The 17,954-nt window shown below is 66.9% G+C and carries 20 protein-coding genes and 1 tRNA gene; 7 read left to right on the forward strand and 14 right to left on the reverse strand.

What is annotated here, in order from left to right; all coding sequences use genetic code 11:
* Positions 1-40: 40 nt before the first annotated feature.
* The 6 genes from ACLQ3J_RS14840 to ACLQ3J_RS14865 form a co-directional block, all read right to left on the reverse strand.
* Entirely contained in the window at positions 41-346 is a 306-nt protein-coding gene (locus ACLQ3J_RS14840; protein ID WP_169651947.1) for a DUF1416 domain-containing protein, read from the reverse strand.
* A gap of 2 nt (positions 347-348) precedes the next feature.
* The gene (locus ACLQ3J_RS14845; protein WP_169621277.1) at positions 349-1,182 is read right to left on the reverse strand and encodes a sulfurtransferase; all 834 of its coding nucleotides are present in this window, start codon (positions 1,180-1,182) and stop codon (positions 349-351) included.
* 50 nt (positions 1,183-1,232) lie between these two features.
* Complete coding sequence (locus ACLQ3J_RS14850; RefSeq protein ID WP_169621276.1) at positions 1,233-1,697, reverse strand: DUF4395 domain-containing protein; 465 nt, start codon at positions 1,695-1,697, stop codon at positions 1,233-1,235.
* Between the two features lie 144 nt (positions 1,698-1,841).
* Positions 1,842-1,928: a putative leader peptide gene (locus ACLQ3J_RS14855; protein ID WP_367113044.1), complete on the reverse strand. Its 87-nt coding sequence runs from the start codon at positions 1,926-1,928 to the stop codon at positions 1,842-1,844.
* 45 nt (positions 1,929-1,973) lie between these two features.
* A complete protein-coding gene (locus tag ACLQ3J_RS14860; protein ID WP_425903732.1) occupies positions 1,974-2,396 on the reverse strand; it encodes a thioredoxin family protein in 423 nt (140 codons plus the stop codon).
* Positions 2,393-3,175: an LmeA family phospholipid-binding protein gene (locus tag ACLQ3J_RS14865; protein ID WP_169621274.1), complete on the reverse strand. Its 783-nt coding sequence runs from the start codon at positions 3,173-3,175 to the stop codon at positions 2,393-2,395. The genes ACLQ3J_RS14860 and ACLQ3J_RS14865 overlap by 4 nt, the downstream gene beginning before the upstream one ends.
* 183 nt (positions 3,176-3,358) lie before the next feature.
* On the opposite strand from ACLQ3J_RS14865, the gene ACLQ3J_RS14870 reads away from it, so the two are divergent.
* From ACLQ3J_RS14870 to pstB, 6 genes are all read left to right on the forward strand, one after another.
* A complete protein-coding gene (locus ACLQ3J_RS14870) occupies positions 3,359-4,090 on the forward strand; it encodes a winged helix-turn-helix transcriptional regulator (RefSeq protein WP_169621273.1) in 732 nt (243 codons plus the stop codon).
* A complete protein-coding gene (gene mshD / locus ACLQ3J_RS14875; RefSeq protein WP_378527943.1) occupies positions 4,087-4,995 on the forward strand; it encodes a mycothiol synthase in 909 nt (302 codons plus the stop codon). Before ACLQ3J_RS14870 ends, mshD begins: the two co-directional genes overlap by 4 nt.
* Positions 4,996-5,181: 186 nt before the next feature.
* Positions 5,182-6,306 (forward strand): phosphate ABC transporter substrate-binding protein PstS, encoded by a 1,125-nt coding sequence (pstS, locus tag ACLQ3J_RS14880; RefSeq protein ID WP_169621271.1) that lies wholly within the window; start codon positions 5,182-5,184, stop codon positions 6,304-6,306.
* A gap of 53 nt (positions 6,307-6,359) precedes the next feature.
* Complete coding sequence (gene pstC, locus ACLQ3J_RS14885; protein WP_169651946.1) at positions 6,360-7,412, forward strand: phosphate ABC transporter permease subunit PstC; 1,053 nt, start codon at positions 6,360-6,362, stop codon at positions 7,410-7,412.
* A gap of 3 nt (positions 7,413-7,415) precedes the next feature.
* A complete protein-coding gene (pstA, locus tag ACLQ3J_RS14890; RefSeq protein ID WP_169621269.1) occupies positions 7,416-8,327 on the forward strand; it encodes a phosphate ABC transporter permease PstA in 912 nt (303 codons plus the stop codon).
* A gap of 51 nt (positions 8,328-8,378) precedes the next feature.
* A complete protein-coding gene (gene pstB, locus ACLQ3J_RS14895) occupies positions 8,379-9,155 on the forward strand; it encodes a phosphate ABC transporter ATP-binding protein PstB (protein WP_169621268.1) in 777 nt (258 codons plus the stop codon).
* A 75-nt stretch (positions 9,156-9,230) separates the two neighbouring features.
* On the opposite strand, the gene phoU is transcribed toward pstB, so the two are convergent.
* The 6 genes from phoU to ACLQ3J_RS14925 all read right to left on the reverse strand — a co-directional run bounded on the left by phoU (position 9,231) and on the right by ACLQ3J_RS14925 (position 16,289).
* A complete protein-coding gene (gene phoU / locus ACLQ3J_RS14900) occupies positions 9,231-9,938 on the reverse strand; it encodes a phosphate signaling complex protein PhoU (RefSeq protein ID WP_169621267.1) in 708 nt (235 codons plus the stop codon).
* 81 nt (positions 9,939-10,019) lie between these two features.
* A complete protein-coding gene (locus ACLQ3J_RS14905) occupies positions 10,020-11,873 on the reverse strand; it encodes an LCP family protein (protein ID WP_425903734.1) in 1,854 nt (617 codons plus the stop codon).
* A 707-nt stretch (positions 11,874-12,580) separates the two neighbouring features.
* On the reverse strand, positions 12,581-13,723 hold the full coding sequence (gene dusB, locus ACLQ3J_RS14910; protein ID WP_169621265.1) for a tRNA dihydrouridine synthase DusB: 1,143 nt from the start codon (positions 13,721-13,723) through the stop codon (positions 12,581-12,583).
* A 159-nt stretch (positions 13,724-13,882) separates the two neighbouring features.
* Positions 13,883-14,836 carry an acyl-ACP desaturase gene (locus ACLQ3J_RS14915; RefSeq protein WP_169621264.1) on the reverse strand — a complete coding sequence of 318 codons (954 nt, stop codon included), beginning with the start codon at positions 14,834-14,836 and terminating at the stop codon, positions 13,883-13,885.
* A 258-nt stretch (positions 14,837-15,094) separates the two neighbouring features.
* A complete protein-coding gene (locus tag ACLQ3J_RS14920) occupies positions 15,095-15,697 on the reverse strand; it encodes a DUF937 domain-containing protein (RefSeq protein WP_169621415.1) in 603 nt (200 codons plus the stop codon).
* A 130-nt stretch (positions 15,698-15,827) separates the two neighbouring features.
* Positions 15,828-16,289 carry a hypothetical protein gene (locus ACLQ3J_RS14925; RefSeq protein ID WP_169621263.1) on the reverse strand — a complete coding sequence of 154 codons (462 nt, stop codon included), beginning with the start codon at positions 16,287-16,289 and terminating at the stop codon, positions 15,828-15,830.
* A gap of 171 nt (positions 16,290-16,460) precedes the next feature.
* Between ACLQ3J_RS14925 and ACLQ3J_RS14930 the strand changes: the two genes are divergently transcribed.
* Positions 16,461-17,105: a hypothetical protein gene (locus ACLQ3J_RS14930; RefSeq protein WP_169621262.1), complete on the forward strand. Its 645-nt coding sequence runs from the start codon at positions 16,461-16,463 to the stop codon at positions 17,103-17,105.
* 15 nt (positions 17,106-17,120) lie between these two features.
* Here ACLQ3J_RS14930 and ACLQ3J_RS14935 read toward each other — a convergent pair whose 3' ends face one another.
* Together ACLQ3J_RS14935 and ACLQ3J_RS14940 are read right to left on the reverse strand one after the other, a co-directional pair.
* Positions 17,121-17,561: a hypothetical protein gene (locus tag ACLQ3J_RS14935; protein ID WP_425903736.1), complete on the reverse strand. Its 441-nt coding sequence runs from the start codon at positions 17,559-17,561 to the stop codon at positions 17,121-17,123.
* A gap of 111 nt (positions 17,562-17,672) precedes the next feature.
* A tRNA-Lys gene (locus ACLQ3J_RS14940) sits at positions 17,673-17,748 on the reverse strand.
* Positions 17,749-17,954 lie beyond the last annotated feature (206 nt).

A 17,954-nucleotide genomic window follows, 5' to 3' on the forward strand; every position in this document is an offset into this window, starting at 1 on the left:
CCCTGTGTTCCGGAGCCGTGGCTCCAGTCTTTGCCGCGTGCTACTTCGCGACCGTGACGTCGACGTTGTGGACGCCCGGAGCGCTGGGGCTCACCGTCGAGGTGCCGTTTCCGGCACTCGACAGTGCGCGCACCGTCCACTCGCCGGGCGCGGCGAAGAACCGGAAGTCGCCGGTGGCGGAGGCGACGACCTCGGCGGTGAACTCGCCGGTGCCGTCGAGCAGACGCACGAATGCGCCACCGACCGGTTCACCGGAGGCGTTGAGGACGCGGCCGGTGATGACCGTTTCCTTCTCGACGTCCACGCCCGCGGGCAGGTTCTGGCTCTGAACAGGTGCTCCGCACATATTTATGCTCCCAACTCGATCGGTGCGCCGACGAGCGAGCCGTACTCGACCCAGCTGCCGTCGTAGTTCTTGACGTTCTTCTTGCCGAGGATCTCCTGCAACACGAACCAGGTGTGGCTCGAGCGCTCGCCGATACGGCAGTAGGCGATGGTTTCCTTGCTGTCGTCGAAGCCCTTCGCCGCGTACAGCGCGGTGAGTTCGTCGTCGGACTTGAAGGTGCCGTCCTCGTTGGCGGTGGTGCTCCAGGGGATGTTGACGGCGCCGGGGACGTGGCCACGCTGCTGTGCCTGTTCCTGCGGCAGGTGGGCCGGGGCGAGGATCTTGCCGGCGAACTCGTCGGGGGAACGCACGTCGACGAGATTCTTGGAACCGATCGCGTCGATCACCTCGTCGCGGAAGGCACGGATCGACGTGTCCGGTGCCTGTGCCTTGTATTCGGTTGCGGGCCGGGTGACTTCGTCCTTCGACAGCGGGCGGCCGTCGAGTTCCCACTTCTTGCGACCGCCGTCGATGAGCTTGATGTCCTGGTGGCCGTACAGCTTGAAGTACCAGTAGGCATACGCGGCGAACCAGTTGTTGTTGCCGCCGTACAGCACGACGGTGTCGTCGTTGGCGACGCCCTTGGCGGACAGCAACGCCGAGAACTGTTCCTGATTCAGGAAGTCGCGGCGGACGCCGTCCTGCAGGTCCTTGCGCCAGTCCAGCCGGATGGCGCCTTCGATATGGCCGCCGTCGTAGGCGCTGGTGTCCTCGTCGACCTCGATGAACACGGTCTTGGGTGCATCGAGATTCTGCTCTGCCCAATCGGCGGAGACCAGGACGTCGGAGCGAGCCATGGATATTCCTTTCGGTGATGGTGCGTGTGGTTGTTGAAGCCGGGTGGTGATTAGGCCGCGACGGAACGCAACCGAGCGATCAGTGGGTAGATCTGGCAGCCGAGGCAGAAGCCGAAGGCGGCATTCAGGAGAGCGGCGAACAGCGCGAAGCCGGTGGCCACGATTCCGACGGTTCCGGCGCCGAGCGCGAACGCGACGGTGCCGACAGCCGCGAATGCGAAGCCGACGAACTGTGCAAAGCGCAGTGGCGCAACAGGTTCGGTCTCGGAAGGTGCGCCCAATCGTGGTGCGACCAGGCCTGCGAACAGCGCGCCGTACGGGCTGCGCCGCGGACCGAACGCTGCGCCGATCGCGAAGACGAGGGCCTGCACCCCGAGCACAACGCCCGCAACGGTGTTCGAGACCGTCGAGACGAGCAGTACGACGACCAAGACGGCGGTGGTGATCCACGCTGCGAAACGCGGTCCGCGGACGTCGACCTGCGAACCGGTACGGGTGGGACCGGGAACGGACATGAGAGTGCTCCTGCTGGGATCCGGGATAGCTGAGCGGGATTCGGTCGCCGAACGGCGACCGACCGCGGGGAAACGCATCGGGGGAGACGTCAGCAACTGCGGAGCGGGGACAGGAGCCCGCGGTGACTACTCAGCAGCCGTGCGTCAGGAGCAGGTACAACAACACGCGCCGAGGCGGCACAGGTCGACTGCGCGGCGTCGGGTGAGCATCAGCTCCTGGCGTGTGTGCACGCGAGGAGTTTAACCGAAGATCGGGGGAAATAGGACCACTGCGTATTACAGAGATGCGAGGGCCGCGCGGAGGTCGGCGGCCTCCGGTACACCGGACACCCGGTAGCGCTCGCGTCCGGCGGCGTCGAACACGAAGGTCGTCGGTAGCGACATCACCCCGAGCTGCCTGGCGGGAAGCGGGTTTTCGTCGAGGTCGAGTTCCACGTCGAGTGCTTCTCCGGACGTGTCGCCGAGGACACGGGCGATCACGCGCCGGACGGATGCGCACGGTCCGCACCACGGCGCGGAGAAGTGCAGGATCACGGGCACGCCGCCGCCCACCCCCACCGCCGCGAGCGCAGGGTCGACGTAGTCAGATCCGGCGCCTTCCGGGCTGCTCGCGCGGATCTTGCCTTCGCGTGTGCGCAACATCACTCCGACGCCGAGCGTGGCGACGATCACGATCGCGAGGCCAACGAGTGCGATCACGGGGCTGCCTGCACCTCGGTGAGATCGATCGTGGTGTTGTGCGCCTCGCCCTCGATGACGATGCGCGATCCTCGTGCCTCCACGAACGTCGGCTTCACGCCGAAGGGCAGATCCTGAGGCTCGATCGTCGTGGTGAACAACCCGAGCACGACCGGCTTCAGCGCGTCGGGCACCGCGAAGTCCGCGCGCCCCTCCCGGCCGAAGTACAGGTCGGACGCCACGATGTGCACGCGGTCCCCGTCGAGCACGAGGTCGGCCTGCACGCTCACCGTCGCGGGCTCCGGCCCGACCGGCACGGTACCGGTGAGCACGACGCCGCCGGCAGTGGTCGGACCGGATCCTCCCGACCCGCCGGTCCCGTCGGACTTGCTCTCCGGAGGGGCGGAAATCTGCAGGTCAGGGATGTTGTAGAGCTGCCCGAGTTCGGTGGCGTCGATCATGACGCGGCCGAACAGGAGGTCCACCGGCACGGTACGGATCGACCCGTCGAGCAGTTCGCCCGCGGCGGCATGGGCGCCGATGAGGTTCGCTTCGACGGTGATGTCCCCGAGCATCTCGGTGTGCACTCCGTCGGCCACGATTTCCACGTTCTCGTAATGCCCGTTGCGGGCCTGGAGAAGGAACGGGAAGCCGTGAATGGTGACGGCGGGATCGGCCTGGAGTACGCCACCCTCGCGCAGTGCACGAGACACGCGGTACTCGGACCACGCCGCCGCGCCGAAGTCGGTGAGAACGGCGACTCCGAGCAGGACCACGAGACCGAAGATCAGTTTGCGCACGCCTCCCATTGTGGCCGACGCGGCCGCGGGCACCGTGCCGCGGATGCGAGCAGCGTGTCCGAAATGTGGGAATCGATCTTCTGCGACGTCGTGCTTACATGCCGGTAACAAACAGAGCGCTAATCTGTAGCACGTCGTTTACGCACCCGATCCGCGCTGGTAGCGCGAGGAACTGGAGGCCCAGTGGAGCTTCTCCTTCTGACCTCCGACCCGAACCCGGACGCGGTCCTGCCGTCGCTGGCGCTGCTGGCGCACTCGGTCCGACCGGCTCCGACGGAAGTATCGTCGCTGCTCGAGGCCAGTTCTGCCGACATAGCGATCGTCGATGCGCGCAGCGATCTCGCGGCAGCACGAGGACTGTGTCGTCTGCTCGGCAGTACAGGGTCGGCTATCCCGGTTATCGCGGTGCTCACCGAAGGCGGCCTGGTTGCCGTGAATCCCGAGTGGGGCCTCGACGACATCCTGCTCACGACCACCGGCCCGGCCGAACTGGATGCGCGGTTGCGCCTTCTCGTCGGACGTGCAGGCGGCCTCGTCAGCGCGGAGAGTTCGGGCAAGATCACCCTCGGTGAACTGTCGATCGACGAAGGCACCTACACCGCCCGGTTGCGTGGTCGTCCCCTCGACCTGACGTACAAGGAGTTCGAACTCCTCAAGTACCTCGCCCAGCACGCCGGCCGGGTGTTCACCCGTGCACAGCTTCTGCAGGAGGTGTGGGGTTACGACTTCTTCGGTGGCACCCGCACTGTCGACGTGCACGTCCGGCGCCTGCGAGCGAAGCTCGGCCCCGAATACGAATCCCTGATCGGGACCGTCCGCAACGTCGGCTACAAGGCTGTCCGGCCGTCCTCCCGGAACAAAGCAGGGGGTATCGCCCCGGAACTCGAGGAGTCCGAGGCAGAATTCGCCGAATGAGCATTGCGTCCGAGTTCACCGGTCTTCCGTCGTCCGAACAGGCGCAGGGGGTGCGCGACGTCATCGCCCGAGCGGGCGCTGCCGACGGCACCGCGCCGGTCTCGGAGCAGGTGATCCACTCCCTCACCCGCGACAGCGACGCCAGACACCTGATCAGGACGGTCGACGACACCGTCGTCGGCTACGCGAACCTCGTACCCGCGCACGAGGACCATCCCGCCATGGCCGAAGTGGTCGTCGACCCCGCCCATCGGGGGCAGGGACTCGGCGGTGAACTGGTCGACGCCGCGCTGACGGCCGGCGGCGACGGCGCCCGGGTCTGGGCACACGGTGACCTTCCGGCAGCGCGCGCTGTGGCACACCGGCTGGGATTGACCGGCGTTCGTGAACTGCTCCAGCTCCGCCGCCCCCTCGACGTCCCCGAACTACCCGCCGTCGCGGTACCGGACTCGATCGTGCTGCGCACCTACCAGGGGCCGAACGACGACTCCGAACTGCTCCGGGTCAACGCGGCGGCTTTCGAGTGGCATCCCGAGCAAGGACGCTGGACGGACGTCGACGTCGCGGAGCGCCGCGCGGAGTCGTGGTTCGACCCCGAAGGGTTGTTCCTCGCGTTCGACGCCGCCGATCCCGATGTCCTGCTGGGGTTCCATTGGACGAAGGTGCATCCGGCCACGGACGGGGAGGAAGCCCTCGGAGAGGTGTACGTCGTCGGCATCGACCCGTCCGCGCAGGGTCGCGGCCTGGGACGGCTGCTCACACTCGCGGGGTTGCATCACCTCCGCGACCGTGGGCTCCACACCGTGTTGCTCTACGTCGAAGGTGACAACACCGCGGCGCTCAACACCTACGGCAAGCTGGGATTCGAGCGTTTCCACGTGGACGTCGCCTACGCCCGATCGTGACCGCGGCAACAGTGCTGCCAGGTGTATCCGGTCTGTTCATCCCCCGTTCACCCGGGGTCGTCCGTCAGTCAACCGTGAGCACCTAGTTTTTTCATACGGGTCCGTTGTGGCGGCCCGGCGCAGGGATCACCCGCGCCTCGATTCCGCTGCCTTCGGTCAGCGGTCGTGAACTCCGGAGGAGTACAGGTGAACCTCAAGCGCAATGGTGCCCTGCTGGGCGCATTGGCGGTCGGTGCTCTCACGCTCACCGCGTGCGGTACCGACGACAACTCGGGTTCGATAGATGTGGATGCGTCCGCGTCCAGTGCCACCTGTGAGGGAAAACCCAACCTGTCCGCTGCCGGCTCATCCGCACAGAAGAATGCGATGGACCAGTTCGTGGCCACCTACATCGCCGTGTGCTCGCAGAAGGGCACAACGGTCAACGTCGCATACAACCCGACGGGCTCGGGTGACGGTCGCACACAGTTCACCGCCAGGCAGATCGACTTCGCCGGGTCCGATTCCGCGATCAAGGGTGAGCAGGCCGAGCAGGCTCTCGAGCGCTGCGCCGGCAACCCCGCCTGGAACCTTCCGCTGGTGTTCGGCCCGGTCGCGCTGGCATACAACCTCGACGGAGTCGACGGCCTCGTGCTCGACGCCGCGACCACCGCCAAGATCTTCAACGGCTCGATCACCACGTGGAACGATCCGGCCATCGCCGCACTCAACGAGGGTGTGGACCTGCCCGACAGCGCGATCACGCCGATCGTGCGCTCCGACTCGTCGGGCACCACGGACAACTTCCAGCAGTACCTCGAGGTCGCGTCCGACGGTGCATGGACCACCGGCGCGGGATCCGACTTCACCGGTGGCACCGGTGAAGGCGCGAAGGGCTCAGCGGGCGTCGCGCAGGCAGTGAGCGGCTCCCCCGGCTCGATCACCTACGTGGAGAAGTCGTTCGCGGATCAGAACGGGCTGAGCATGGCGCGGATCGACAACGGCTCGGGCCCGGTCGAACTCACCGAGGAGTCCGCCGCCAAGGCAATCGAGGGCGCCGAGTTCGCGCCCGCGGTCGAAGGTGATCTCACGCTGGACCTGTCCTCGATCTTCGGGAGCACCGAGCCGGGCACCTACCCGCTCGTTCTCGCCACGTACGAGATCGTCTGCTCCGCCGGATACGACGCCGACACCGCTTCCGCTGTGAAGTCGTTCCTTCTCTCGGCGGCCAACGAGGGTCAGGACGGCCTCGGGGAACAGGGTTACGTGCCGCTGCCGAGCTCCTTCCAGGAGCGTCTGACCCAGTCGATCGACGCCATCGCGTCCGAATAGATCGGTGGACCGCCCGTTCCTGACGAACACGCCCAGAGAGAATATGAGCGCACATGACTGACGCGCCCACGAAAACGGCTCGTACGGAGTCGGACGACCCGGCCCGGTCAGGAACGGGCGGTCACCCTGGTACTACGGAGGCAACGATCAGCACCACACCACCCTCGGAGCGCACGCACAAGACTGTCGTGCGACCGGGCGACCGCATCTTCGGCTCGCTGGCCACCGGCTCCGCGATCCTGATCTCGGTGATCATCGGCGCGATCGCGGTGTTCCTGGTGTGGCGTGCCGTGCCCGCTCTGCAGCGCAACACCGTCAACTTCCTCACGAGCGACCAGTGGATCACGCAGGACATCGAGGACATGGCCTTCGGCGTCCTCGACCTGTTCCAGGTCACGGTGCTGGTCTCGCTCTTCGCGCTCGCCCTCGCGATGCCTGTCGCGCTCGGTATCGCGATCTTCCTGACCACCTACTGCCCGGGCCGCCTCAAGAAGCCGCTCGCCTACGTGATCGATCTTCTCGCCGCGGTCCCGTCGATCGTCTACGGCTTGTGGGGGGTGCTCGTGCTCGCGCCCTTCCTGCGCCCGATCGCCTCGTGGCTCAACACCACGTTCGGCTGGTTCCCGTTGTTCGCCACGGGCAGCGGTTCGATCGCGGGCGGTGGCACGATCTTCACCGCGGGGATCGTCCTGGCAGTGATGATCCTGCCGACGATCGCGGCGGTGAGCCGCGAGGTGTTCGTCCAGACGCCGGTCGCGCACATCGAGGCCGCGCTCGCGCTCGGAGCCACCCGCTGGGAGGTCGTCCGGACGACCATCATCCCGTTCGGCAAGTCCGGCTACGTCAGCGGATCGATGCTCGGTCTCGGCCGCGCACTCGGTGAGACGATGGCGCTCTACCTGATCCTGCGCACGACGTCCGCCGGGTTCTCGTGGTCCCTGTTCGATGGCGGCGCCACGATCGCGTCGAAGATCGCTCTCGGCTACGCCGAGTTCAACAACGATATCCAGGCAGGTGCCTACATCGCTGCCGGCCTGGTGCTCTTCGTGCTGACCTTCCTGGTCAACGCCGCGGCCCGCATGGTGGTCGCAGGAAAGAGGGACTGACCGATGTCGACGACAACCCTCGACTCGCCCGTCAAGGCACCCACCTTCCAGAAGGTGAGCACCCGCCGGCGCATCACCGACGTCGGCGCCACCGTGCTGGTGACCCTGTCGGTACTCGTCGCGCTGGTGCCGCTCGTCTGGGTGCTGGCCACGGTCGTCGCCAAGGGCCTTCCGGCCCTGATGTCGGCCACGTGGTTCACCCACTCGTTGAGCGGCCTGACCGCCTCTTCGACAGGCGGCGGCATCTATCACGCGCTGGTGGGCACCCTGCTGCAGGGACTCGTCTGCGCGATCATCTCGATACCGCTCGGCGTGTTCGTCGCGATCTACCTCGTGGAGTACGCAGGCCGGTCCAAGCTCGGGAAGATCACGACCTTCATGGTCGACATCCTCAGCGGTGTGCCGTCGATCGTCGCGGCGCTGTTCATCTACGCCCTGTGGGTGTCCACGTTCGGAATGCCCAAGTCGGGCTTCGCGGTATCCCTCGCGCTCGTGCTGCTGATGGTGCCGGTGGTGGTGCGCAGCACCGAGGAGATGCTGCGGATCGTGCCGCAGGACCTCCGCGAAGCCTCCTACGCGCTGGGTGTGCCCAAGTGGAAGACCATCGTCAGGATCGTCCTTCCCACGTCGATGGCCGGAATCATCACGGGCATCATGCTCGCTCTCGCCCGGGTCATGGGCGAAACCGCGCCGCTGCTGATCCTCGTCGGGTACGCGCCGTTCATCAATTTCGACCTGTTCGGCGGTGAGCAGGGTTCGCTCCCCGGCGTCATGGTCGCCGAAATGAACAACCCGACTGCCGCCGGTTCGCAGCGCATCTGGGGCGCCGCCCTCACACTGATTCTTGTGATCGCGGTGCTGAACGTCGCGGCCAAGGTGATCAGCCATTACTCGCAGGTCGGCTCGAGGAAGTAGCCGCCGCATGACCTTCTCTCACGACATCGATACACCAGTAGGGAGCCTGTAATGGCCAAGCGTCTGGATCTCAAGGACGTCAACATCTTCTACGGAAAGTTCCACGCCGTTGCCGACGTGACCCTTTCCGTGCCGCCGCGGAGCGTCACCGCGTTCATCGGGCCGTCGGGCTGTGGCAAGTCCACCGTTCTGCGCTCGCTCAACCGGATGCACGAGGTCACTCCCGGCGCCCGCGTCGAGGGATCCGTGCTGCTCGACGGTGAAGACATCTACGGCGCCGACGTAGATCCGGTGGGCGTGCGTAAGACCATCGGCATGGTGTTCCAGCGCCCGAACCCGTTTCCCACCATGTCCATCCGGGACAACGTGGTCGCCGGCCTGAAGTTGCAGGGCGCACGCGACAAGAAGACGCTCGACGAGGTTGCCGAGAAGTCGCTGCGCGGCGCGAACCTGTGGAACGAGGTCAAGGACCGCCTCGACAAGCCCGGCGGCGGTCTCTCCGGTGGCCAGCAGCAGCGACTGTGCATCGCGCGTGCGATCGCGGTTCAGCCCGACGTGCTGCTCATGGACGAGCCCTGCTCCGCGCTCGACCCGATCTCGACCCTCGCCATCGAGGATCTGATCGCCGAACTCAAGCAGGACTTCACGATCGTCATCGTCACCCACAACATGCAGCAGGCTGCGCGCGTGAGCGATCAGACCGCCTTCTTCAACCTGGAGGCGACCGGTCGTCCGGGTCGGCTCGTCGAGATCGACGACACCGAGAAGATCTTCTCCAACCCGACCCAGAAGGCCACCGAGGACTACATCTCGGGTCGTTTCGGCTGACCCGGCACCTGGTGTGTCACACGCGAAGGCCCCGGCGGGAACATCCCGCCGGGGCCTTCACGTGTCTCGGACGAATCAGGATTCGGTGGGGTACACCGTCAGTTTGTCGACTTTGTTGCCCAGTTCGCGGATGTCTTCTTCCGTGGGGAGCTTGCCGGTGACCAGGAAGATCACGCGCCGGCCGACCTCCACCGCGTGGTCCGCGAAGCGCTCGTAGAAGCGACCGAGCAGGGTGACGTCGACGGCCGCGGCGACGCCGTGCTTCCACTCCGGGTCCATGAGGACCTTGAAGAGATGGCGGTGCAGATCGTCCATCGCTTCGTCTTCGTGATGGAGACGCAACGCGCGCTCCGGGTCGCGGGTTTCGAGGATTTCGCGGGTGGCCCCGCCGAGGGCTACCGCGATGCGGCCCATCTCGGCGAAGTATCCCTTGACCTCGTCGGGAAGCACGTGGTTCGGATGACGCCGGCGGGTCGCCTTCGCGATGTGCAGGGCGAGTGCGCCCATGCGATCGATGTCGGCGACGATCTGGATACCGCTGACCACCGCTCGGAGATCGCCCGCGACCGGCCCCTGGAGGGCGAGGAGCTGGAACGCCTTCTCCTCACACACCACGGCGAGGTCGGTGATCTTGTCGTGCTCCTCGATCACCTGCTCGGCGAGGCCGAGATCGGCGGTGAGTAGGGCTTCGGTGGACCGCTCCATTGCAAGTCCGGCGAGTCCGGCCATCTCTCCGAGGAGGTCACCGAGTTCGCTCATTTGTACGTTGTAGACGACGCGCATAATGGCACACCCTACGGTGCGGAAAAGTACAGGTCACGAGCATCGGGTGAACCCCGGGTGAACGAGTGGGCAGGAGCGGCGTCACCCGCAGAGATCGTCCCCTGCGTTGGTGATCGACAGATCGGGCGGGAGTTCGATCGAATCCTTGCTGGAGGGCGCTTCGATCTTCACCGGCTCGAGCCGGCTTCCCGCAGGAGTGGGGGCGACGACCGTGCCGTCGAACCCGGTGCCGAGCACGATCTCGACGATCGAACCGAGCTGGGCGGATGCGGGTGCCTCCTGCAGCACAGCGCCCGGGAACGCCGTGGCGACGGTCATCGCCTCGGCCTCCTGGCCCGCCGCGAAGCGGATCACCGTCTTGGCGCTCGTGCCCGAGTAGTTGCCGACCTCGTAGACGGGGAAGCCGTACGCCCCGACGGTTTCGGCGATCCGGGCTGCCAGGCCGGACTCACCGGACGCGTTGGAGACCTGCACGCTCACCGCGCCCGGGTCGACCGCGATCTGAGCGGGAGCAGTCGGAGCCGGCTCCGGTGGTGGGGCACCGGCGTCGTCCTGAGGTTCCTCGCGCCGTTCACCGGGGAGGGGGAGATCGTCGATGATCGCGGTGAAGATCGACTCGATGTCGTCGAGCCGGGGGATTTCGTTCCCCCAGTCGTTCGTTCCCGCGGTGGGCACGGTCAGGAAGGTGACGGCTCCGGCGTCGACGTTCTGCAGTGAGCGGCCCAGCTTGACCAACGATTCGGTGTTGACGTTCTCGACGAACGTCGCGCTGGTGAACGCGCTGATGAACCCGTTGAGTTTGCCCGGATCGAGGAGGACCTTGTTCGACAGGGCCGAGCGCAGCAGCGACGACAGGAATTTCTGCTGCCGGGTGATCCGGCCGTAGTCGCCGTTGCCTTCGGTGAAGACGTAGCGCGCCCGGACATAATCGAGTGCCTTGTGGCCGCTCAGGGTGTGCGTGCCGGGCGAGTCCAGAATGGTGCCGAGTTCCCCGTCCTCGAGTGGCGTGGTGGTACATACCTCTACCCCGCCGACCTTGTCGACCATGGCTTCGAACCCGGCGAAGTCGATGCCGACGAAGTGGCCGATCTTCAACCCGGACATCTTCTGGATGACCTTGACCAGGCATTTCGGCCCACCGAGGGCATACGTGGCGTTGAGCTTGTCGCCGTCCGCCGCGGGGAAGGTATCCGAGCTGTAGTCGCCGGTCGAGCTGTCCCAGCCCCGGCACACCGGGCGTTCCACATCGAGATCGCGGGGGAACGACACCGCGACGACACGGCTGCGGTCCGCCGGGATGTTGACGAGGATCACGGTGTCGGCGCGGGCTCCCTCCGCGTCCTCGGTGGTGCCGGCTCCGACCGCGCCGCTGGCTCCGGCACGGGTGTCGGTGCCGACGATGAGATAGGTCTCGTCGCCGGTCTGCCCGGCCGCGTCGACGATGTCGGCGGACTCCGTGTCGAGCGCCGCGATCTGCGAGAAACCCGCTTCCGTCGACTTCACGTATGTCCACACCGATCCGGTGCCGAGGAGTGCGAGGACCGAGAAGAACGCGACCGCGGACCGGGCCGCGACGCGCAGCCTGCGATCCTTCCGTCGCTTGCTCGACTCGAGGCGGGTCAGTCCGTCTGTTCCGACCTCTTTCGGTGCCGCGTGCGCCCGGACCGTCCGGGTGTGGACAGGCTCGTCGTGCAGGTCGTCGTCGACAGGGGGCTCGGCCTCGAAGTCGTCGTCGACCGGCGCGATCAACTCGGTCGGACTGTCCCCGACGGGAGGCCGGGGTGCGCGCCGGGGCGGAGGGGGGCCGGGCGGGGGAACGGCCGCACGGGGTGGCGGTACCACGGGCGGCCGCGGTGGGGCGACAGGCGGTGGCGGGGCGACGGGCGGTGGCGAGGCGACAGGTGGCCGCGGGGGGCCGGGCTGCGGTGTTCGCACCGGTGGAGGCGGTGGTGCGGCAGGGGGTGCTGCGGTGGGTGGTACGGGGGGAGGCGATGCGGGAAGGGGCCGGCCCGCGGGCGGCGGAGGAACCGGCCGGCCGGGCGGACTCGCGGGAAGACCGTTGCGCGGATGTGCGGGAGGCAGTGAGGACGACGCCGTGACCGGGGGCGTGACCGGGGGCGTGGGCGTCGGCGTTGGGGGAGGTGACCCGTCTCGGCGCGACACCTTGTCGACGAGGTCCGCGACGGTGAGCCGCTCCGGGTCGCCGGCGTCCGCGGCGCGGCGGTTCCGGCCGGAATCACGGCGGCTTGCCGCGTGGTCACCCTCGGAGTGCGCCTCCGCGGAATGCGCACCTCTGGAACGGGCATCCTCCGAATGAGCGCCACCGGCACGCGCACCGTCGGCCGGGATGTCGGCGCGGCGGGCACGACTGCGGCGGCGATGCCCGGACGGAGCCTCACGGAAGGTGGGGTCGGCTATCGGACGTTCCCAAGGAGCGCGATTGTCGGGCAGGCCCGAGTCGTGCCCTTCGTCCACCGGTGCCTTGCCTCTCCGCGGGTCGACCGCATTCGCGCGCACCGCCCGACAGGGGGCGGTGCGCAATGATCCCGCCATGATACTGACCGTCTGTTACCGAAGCGGTACACGCGGCCGGTGACGGACCCCTCATGTGGACGCGCACACGACGGGAAGGGTAAGGACTCCTACCCGCCCGAGTGCATGATGTCGGCACCTACCGGGACGCAGGTGTCCTCAGGATCGTCGAGCCAGCCCTCGGGCAGTGCGACGCTGCTCGGTGAACCCTGACGCCCACGGGGGCCCTCCGCATCCGCGGGAAACGGCACGTCGGCGTCGAGTTTTCCGAGCAGATCATCGAGTTCGGCGAGCGAAGACACCCGCGCGAGACCGCTGCGGACTTCGGACCCGGCGGGGAAGCCGCGCAGGTACCACGCGATGTGCTTGCGGAGTTCGCGAGTGCCGCGGTCTTCGCCGTGATGGTCGGCGAGCAGCTCGGCGTGGCGCCGCATGATCTGCGTCACTTCTCCCAGGGACGGCGGAGTGGGGATCTCCTGGCCGTTGAGCGCGGCGCTGAGTTCTGCGAAGAGCCACGGGCGGCCCAGGCAGCCGCGACCGACGACCACGCCGTCGCACCCGGTCTGGGTCATCATCTTCTCCGCATCCCCCGCGTCGAAGATGTCGCCGTTGCCGAGAACCGGGACGGTGGTGACGTGCTCTTTGAGCCGGGCGATCTCGTTCCAGTCCGCAGCGCCCGAGTACCGCTGCGCGGCGGTCCGGGCGTGAAGTGCCACAGCGGCCGCGCCCTCGTCGGCGGCGATGCGCCCGGCGTCGAGGTGGGTGTGGTGCTCGTCGTCGATGCCGACCCGGAACTTCACCGTCACCGGGATATCGGTGCCCTCGGTGGCCCGCACCGCAGCGGCCACGATCTGCCCGAACAGTCGGCGCTTGTACGGAAGGGCAGACCCGCCGCCCTTCCGGGTGACCTTGGGCACCGGGCAGCCGAAGTTCATGTCGATGTGATCGGCCATGTTCTCGTCGACGATCATCTTCGCCGCCGCGTACGTGGTGTCGGGATCGACGGTGTACAGCTGGAGTGAACGCGGGGTTTCGGTGGGGCCGAACGTCGTCATGTGCATGGTGACGGGATGTCGCTCGACCAGAGCGCGGGCGGTGACCATCTCGCACACGTAGAGCCCGGAGGTGCTTCCGGCTCGTTCGAGTTCGAGTTCGCGGCACAGAGTGCGAAATGCGACGTTCGTCACTCCCGCCATCGGCGCCAGCACGACCGGGCTGTTCAGTTCGAGCGAGCCGATGCGAAGGGGTGACATAAAGAACCTCTGAAAGCGTTGTGTTTCAACAAGACTGCGAACTCCCGCGGTACCTCGCCGGGGAGACGACTGTGCCCGGTACCGAGAGCGGTACCGGGCACAGGATAACCGTTTACCGACGTAGGCCCCGAATCTGCCGGGACGAACCTCGGTCCGGGGTCAGGACAGGGCGCCCGCGCGTTCCAGTTTGGCTGCTTCGCGTGCGAGCGACCGGTCGCGCATGTCCTCGAACTTCACGGCCTGGCGCTCGAGTTCTTCGAGGTAGGTCCCCAGTTCGTCGATGAGCTGGGCGCCACCGGCTCCGAAATCGCGTTCGAAGATCCGCCACTTGCGCAGCACCGGCATCACCACGTCGTCGAGGTGCTGACGCAGGTCGTAGATGCCGTGCTTCGCCATGAGCACTCCGTTGCGGCGGAAATTGGGCATCCCCGCTCCGGGCATCTCGAAGGTGCGGAGAACGTGAACGATCGCCTCCAGTGCCTGCACGGGCGCGACGTCGAGCGCGGCGTCGCAGATGTTGCGGTAGAAGATCATGTGCAGGTTCTCGTCGGCGGCGATCCGCTGCAGCATCTTGTCGGCCACGGAGTCGTTGCAGGCCAGACCTGTGTTGCGGTGCGACACGCGCGTCGCGAGTTCCTGGAACGTCACGTACGCGACCGAATGGAGCATTCCCGTCTCGTTCGGGGAACCGAAGCCGTTGGTCATGTGCTCCATGCGCGCATTCTCGAGTGCCACCGGGTCGACACCGCGGGTGACGACGAGGTAGTCGCGCATCACGATGCCGTGGCGGTTCTCCTCGGCGGTCCAGCGGCCCACCCAGGTACCCCACGCGCCGTCCCGGGAGAACGCCTCCGCGATCTCGCGGTGGTACGAGGGCAGGTTGTCCTCGGTGAGGAGATTGGTGATCATCGCCGCCTTGGCGACCTCGCCGAGCTGTGACTGCTCGGGCTCCCAGTCGACTCCGCCCATCGCAGCGAAGTTGCGTCCTTCGTCCCACGGGACGTAGTCGTGAGGATGCCAGTCCTTCGCCATCGACAGGTGACGGTCGACGTTCGCTTCGGCAACGGGCTCCAGCTCGCGTAGCAACTCCAACTGTGTCAGGACTCGCGTCATACCTTCGTACCCTCCGTGTGGTGTCGCATGAACTCTGTCAGCCTACGGAACCGTAGGTAAATGTCGTACTGCGCTGTCACGCGGTACAACATGCTGCCGTGATCAGGTCTTATCCGTGTCCCCGATCACAATCGTTCGCCGGTCACCGTACAGGCCGGATCCGGTCTACGGCCGGAGGCCGCCCCCGACACGGCGGGGCAGCGGTCGAAACGGGCGACGACGCCGACAGGGCGCCGGCGTCGTCGTCGGTGTCCCGGCTCAGCGCTTGCCGCCGCCGAGAAGACCACCGAGAATCCCGCCGAGACCGCCGCCGGAGTTGCCCCCGAGCACGCTGCCGAGAACGTCCCCGATGCCGCCGCCACCCGCACCGGAACGACCGGCCGCGCCTTCGAGCAGACCTCCGAGGATGTCGCCGATCCCACCGCTCGGCCGAGCGTCGCCGGCCGTGGTGGCGCCGTTGCCGGTGATCTGCTTTGCGAGGTAGGAGAGCACGATGGGCGCGAGGATCGGGAGAAGCTTGGCAATCAGGTCGTTCCCGCCGGATCCGTTGACCGCACCCAGGGTGCTGATCACCTGTTCCTTCTTCTCCCCGAACACGTTGGAGACGATCTTGCTGCCGTCTGCGGCGTCGACCTCGTCCACGTTCACCCCGCCGTCGAGAACACCCGAACCGGAGTGTTCGTCGAGTGCCGACATCAGCGAGGCCGCTCCCTCCGGATCGCGTGCATTGGCACCGAGTCCACCGACGAGGGTGGGCAGCGCCGCCCGCACCGCGGTCTCCGCGGTCTGCCGGTCGACGCCGAGGCGCTCGGCCACACGGTCGAGGGGGATCTGGGAGAGGAGTTCGTCGAGACTTGCCATGAGCACCTGCCTGGTCATGGGCGTCCCGTCGCGGCCGCCCGTGCGGCCGAGATTAGCGACTGCCGCCGTTACGAACCGCACCGCAGGGAGAGCCCGGCCGCCGGGTGGTGCCGATCCGGCAGGCAACCTGTCAATCGAACGAGTCGGCGCCACCGGGGGGTCGACGAAGCGCGACCAGGCAGCACAGCAACGCCACGAGGATGCCGCTCAGCAACAACACCGTGCCGTTCTGGTTGGTGAGCGCGGTCCGGCGGTTCTCCTGCACGTAGTCACCGTGCGCGGAGAAGATCTGCGCCCAGAACGCGACTGCCGTGACGATCCCCAGAAGCGTTCCGACCCATCCGGTGATCACGGAGTCGAACAAGGCCGCGAGGAGGAGCAGGACGGCCGCGACAGCCAGTGGCACCGCGAGAGATTCGTGGAGGGGCAAGCCGGGCGAAGCGATGCCGGCGAGATCCGCGCTCGCGAACCCGTCACGCAATCCCGACAACGGGATCTGGGTGGGGCGTACACCTCCGACGACGGGCAGCACCGCCCCGATACCCAGTGCGACTGCGGCCAGAAACAGGCCCAGGTCCACGAAACTGCGCATGTTCCCCCCTGAAACGAAAACGAACCGAGACAATTCGTTTTGCGGACTCACCGTATCCAAAGAAGCGTTCGGTCACCGGATAGAAACGCAGGCGGACCGATTCACGTTCGACGACTCGGACCGGTCCGTAGGCTGAGGCGCGTCTACCGAGGACCCAGGGAGGGCCGCACGATGTCGGACGCAAGTATTCGGTCGGAGGAGACACGGCAGGGTTTGCCTCCGTGGGCGAAGAAGACGCTCGTCGTCGTCGTCACGCTGGCCGTGCTCGTCATTGCGTATTTCGTGCTCGCCGCATTCGTCCCGAGATGGTGGGCGCAACGGATCGCCGGCCTCGCGGAGGGTGGATTCGCCCGCGGCATTCTGTGGGGGCTGTCTTTCGGTCTTCTCTGTACCGCGATCCCGCTCATCCTGTTCGCCTGCATCTGGCAGGTCCGACGATGGAAGCACCACCGGGTCCTACAGATCCTGCTCGCCGTGGCGGCGCTGGTCATCGCGCTCCCCAACCTCATGACCCTGAGCATCGTGCTCGGTGGCAGCAACGCCGCACACGCCGGTGAGCGGATCCTCGATGTCGATGCGCCGGGGTTCCGGGGCGCGTCACTGGTGGGCGCGATCGTCGGGGCCCTGGCGTGCGTGATCTTTTTCGTCGCCGTCAACCGCTACCGCAAGCGGGGGCGCGACCTCAACCGCGTGCGCGAGAATCTCGAGCGGCAGCGGCTCGAGGAAAAGCGTGAAGAAGAGCGGCGCCGGGCTGCCCAGGAACTGGGGACCGGCCCGGACGACGTACCCCCGGGCGCTCACCGATCCGGGAGTTGATCGCCCCGTATCCGATCAGCCTGCCGAGTTCTTCGCGGCGGACGCGATGCTCAGCATGTTCACGTTGAGAAGGCTCTCGTCGAGCGCACACGGGAGCCGGGTCGTGTCGACGGTGCCGACGCATTCCTTCGCGGTGTACTCGGCGTATTTCTCGTCCCAGTGGCCGATGCTGCGGAGCATGTCGCTCTTCGACGCACCGTCGGGGAGTCGTTCGACGTCCGCGCGTAGCGAGGCGAGGCTTTCGGAGCGCTCCCGGTTGCAGTCCACAGCGGACGACGTCGCATCGCTGAGGCACGAGATGTTCGCCAGCGTGTCGCTGTGCTGTGCGCGGATGTAGTTCCAGTCGACCTCGGACCCGGCACCGGCGGGGGACCCGGACTCTGCTGTGTTGCCCCCTCCTCCGCATGCGGCAAGGAGTACCAGAGCAGGTGCGAGCGCGAGAGCGCGAAGTCTCATGTCTCGTTGATCCGTTTCGTCGTGATTTTTGTTACGGGCACGCTGTTCCGGCTCCGGGCGCCACGAAAAACGAAACGACCCGGCGTTCGGAAACGAACGCCGGGTCGCGCGTGGTGCCCCCAGTAGGGCTCGAACCTACGACCTGCGGATTAAAAGTCCGTAGCTCTACCAACTGAGCTATAGGGGCGTGGGCGCACAATGTAACCACATCGAGCGTCTCGATGGTATCGGACGCTCGGCTCCGGTTTCGACACCCTCCCGTGGTGCGCGGGACCCGGTGAGAGCAGAACGGCTCGGGTGCTCACCCCCTGCTTCGCACCCGAGCCGGAAAAAGAATACCACCCGGTGTGTTCTCGGGCGCAGTGCCGGAAAGCCGTCCCGGGCCGTCCCGCG

Source organism: Rhodococcus sp. DT1, from assembly GCF_049844875.1.
Lineage (GTDB): Bacteria > Actinomycetota > Actinomycetes > Mycobacteriales > Mycobacteriaceae > Rhodococcus.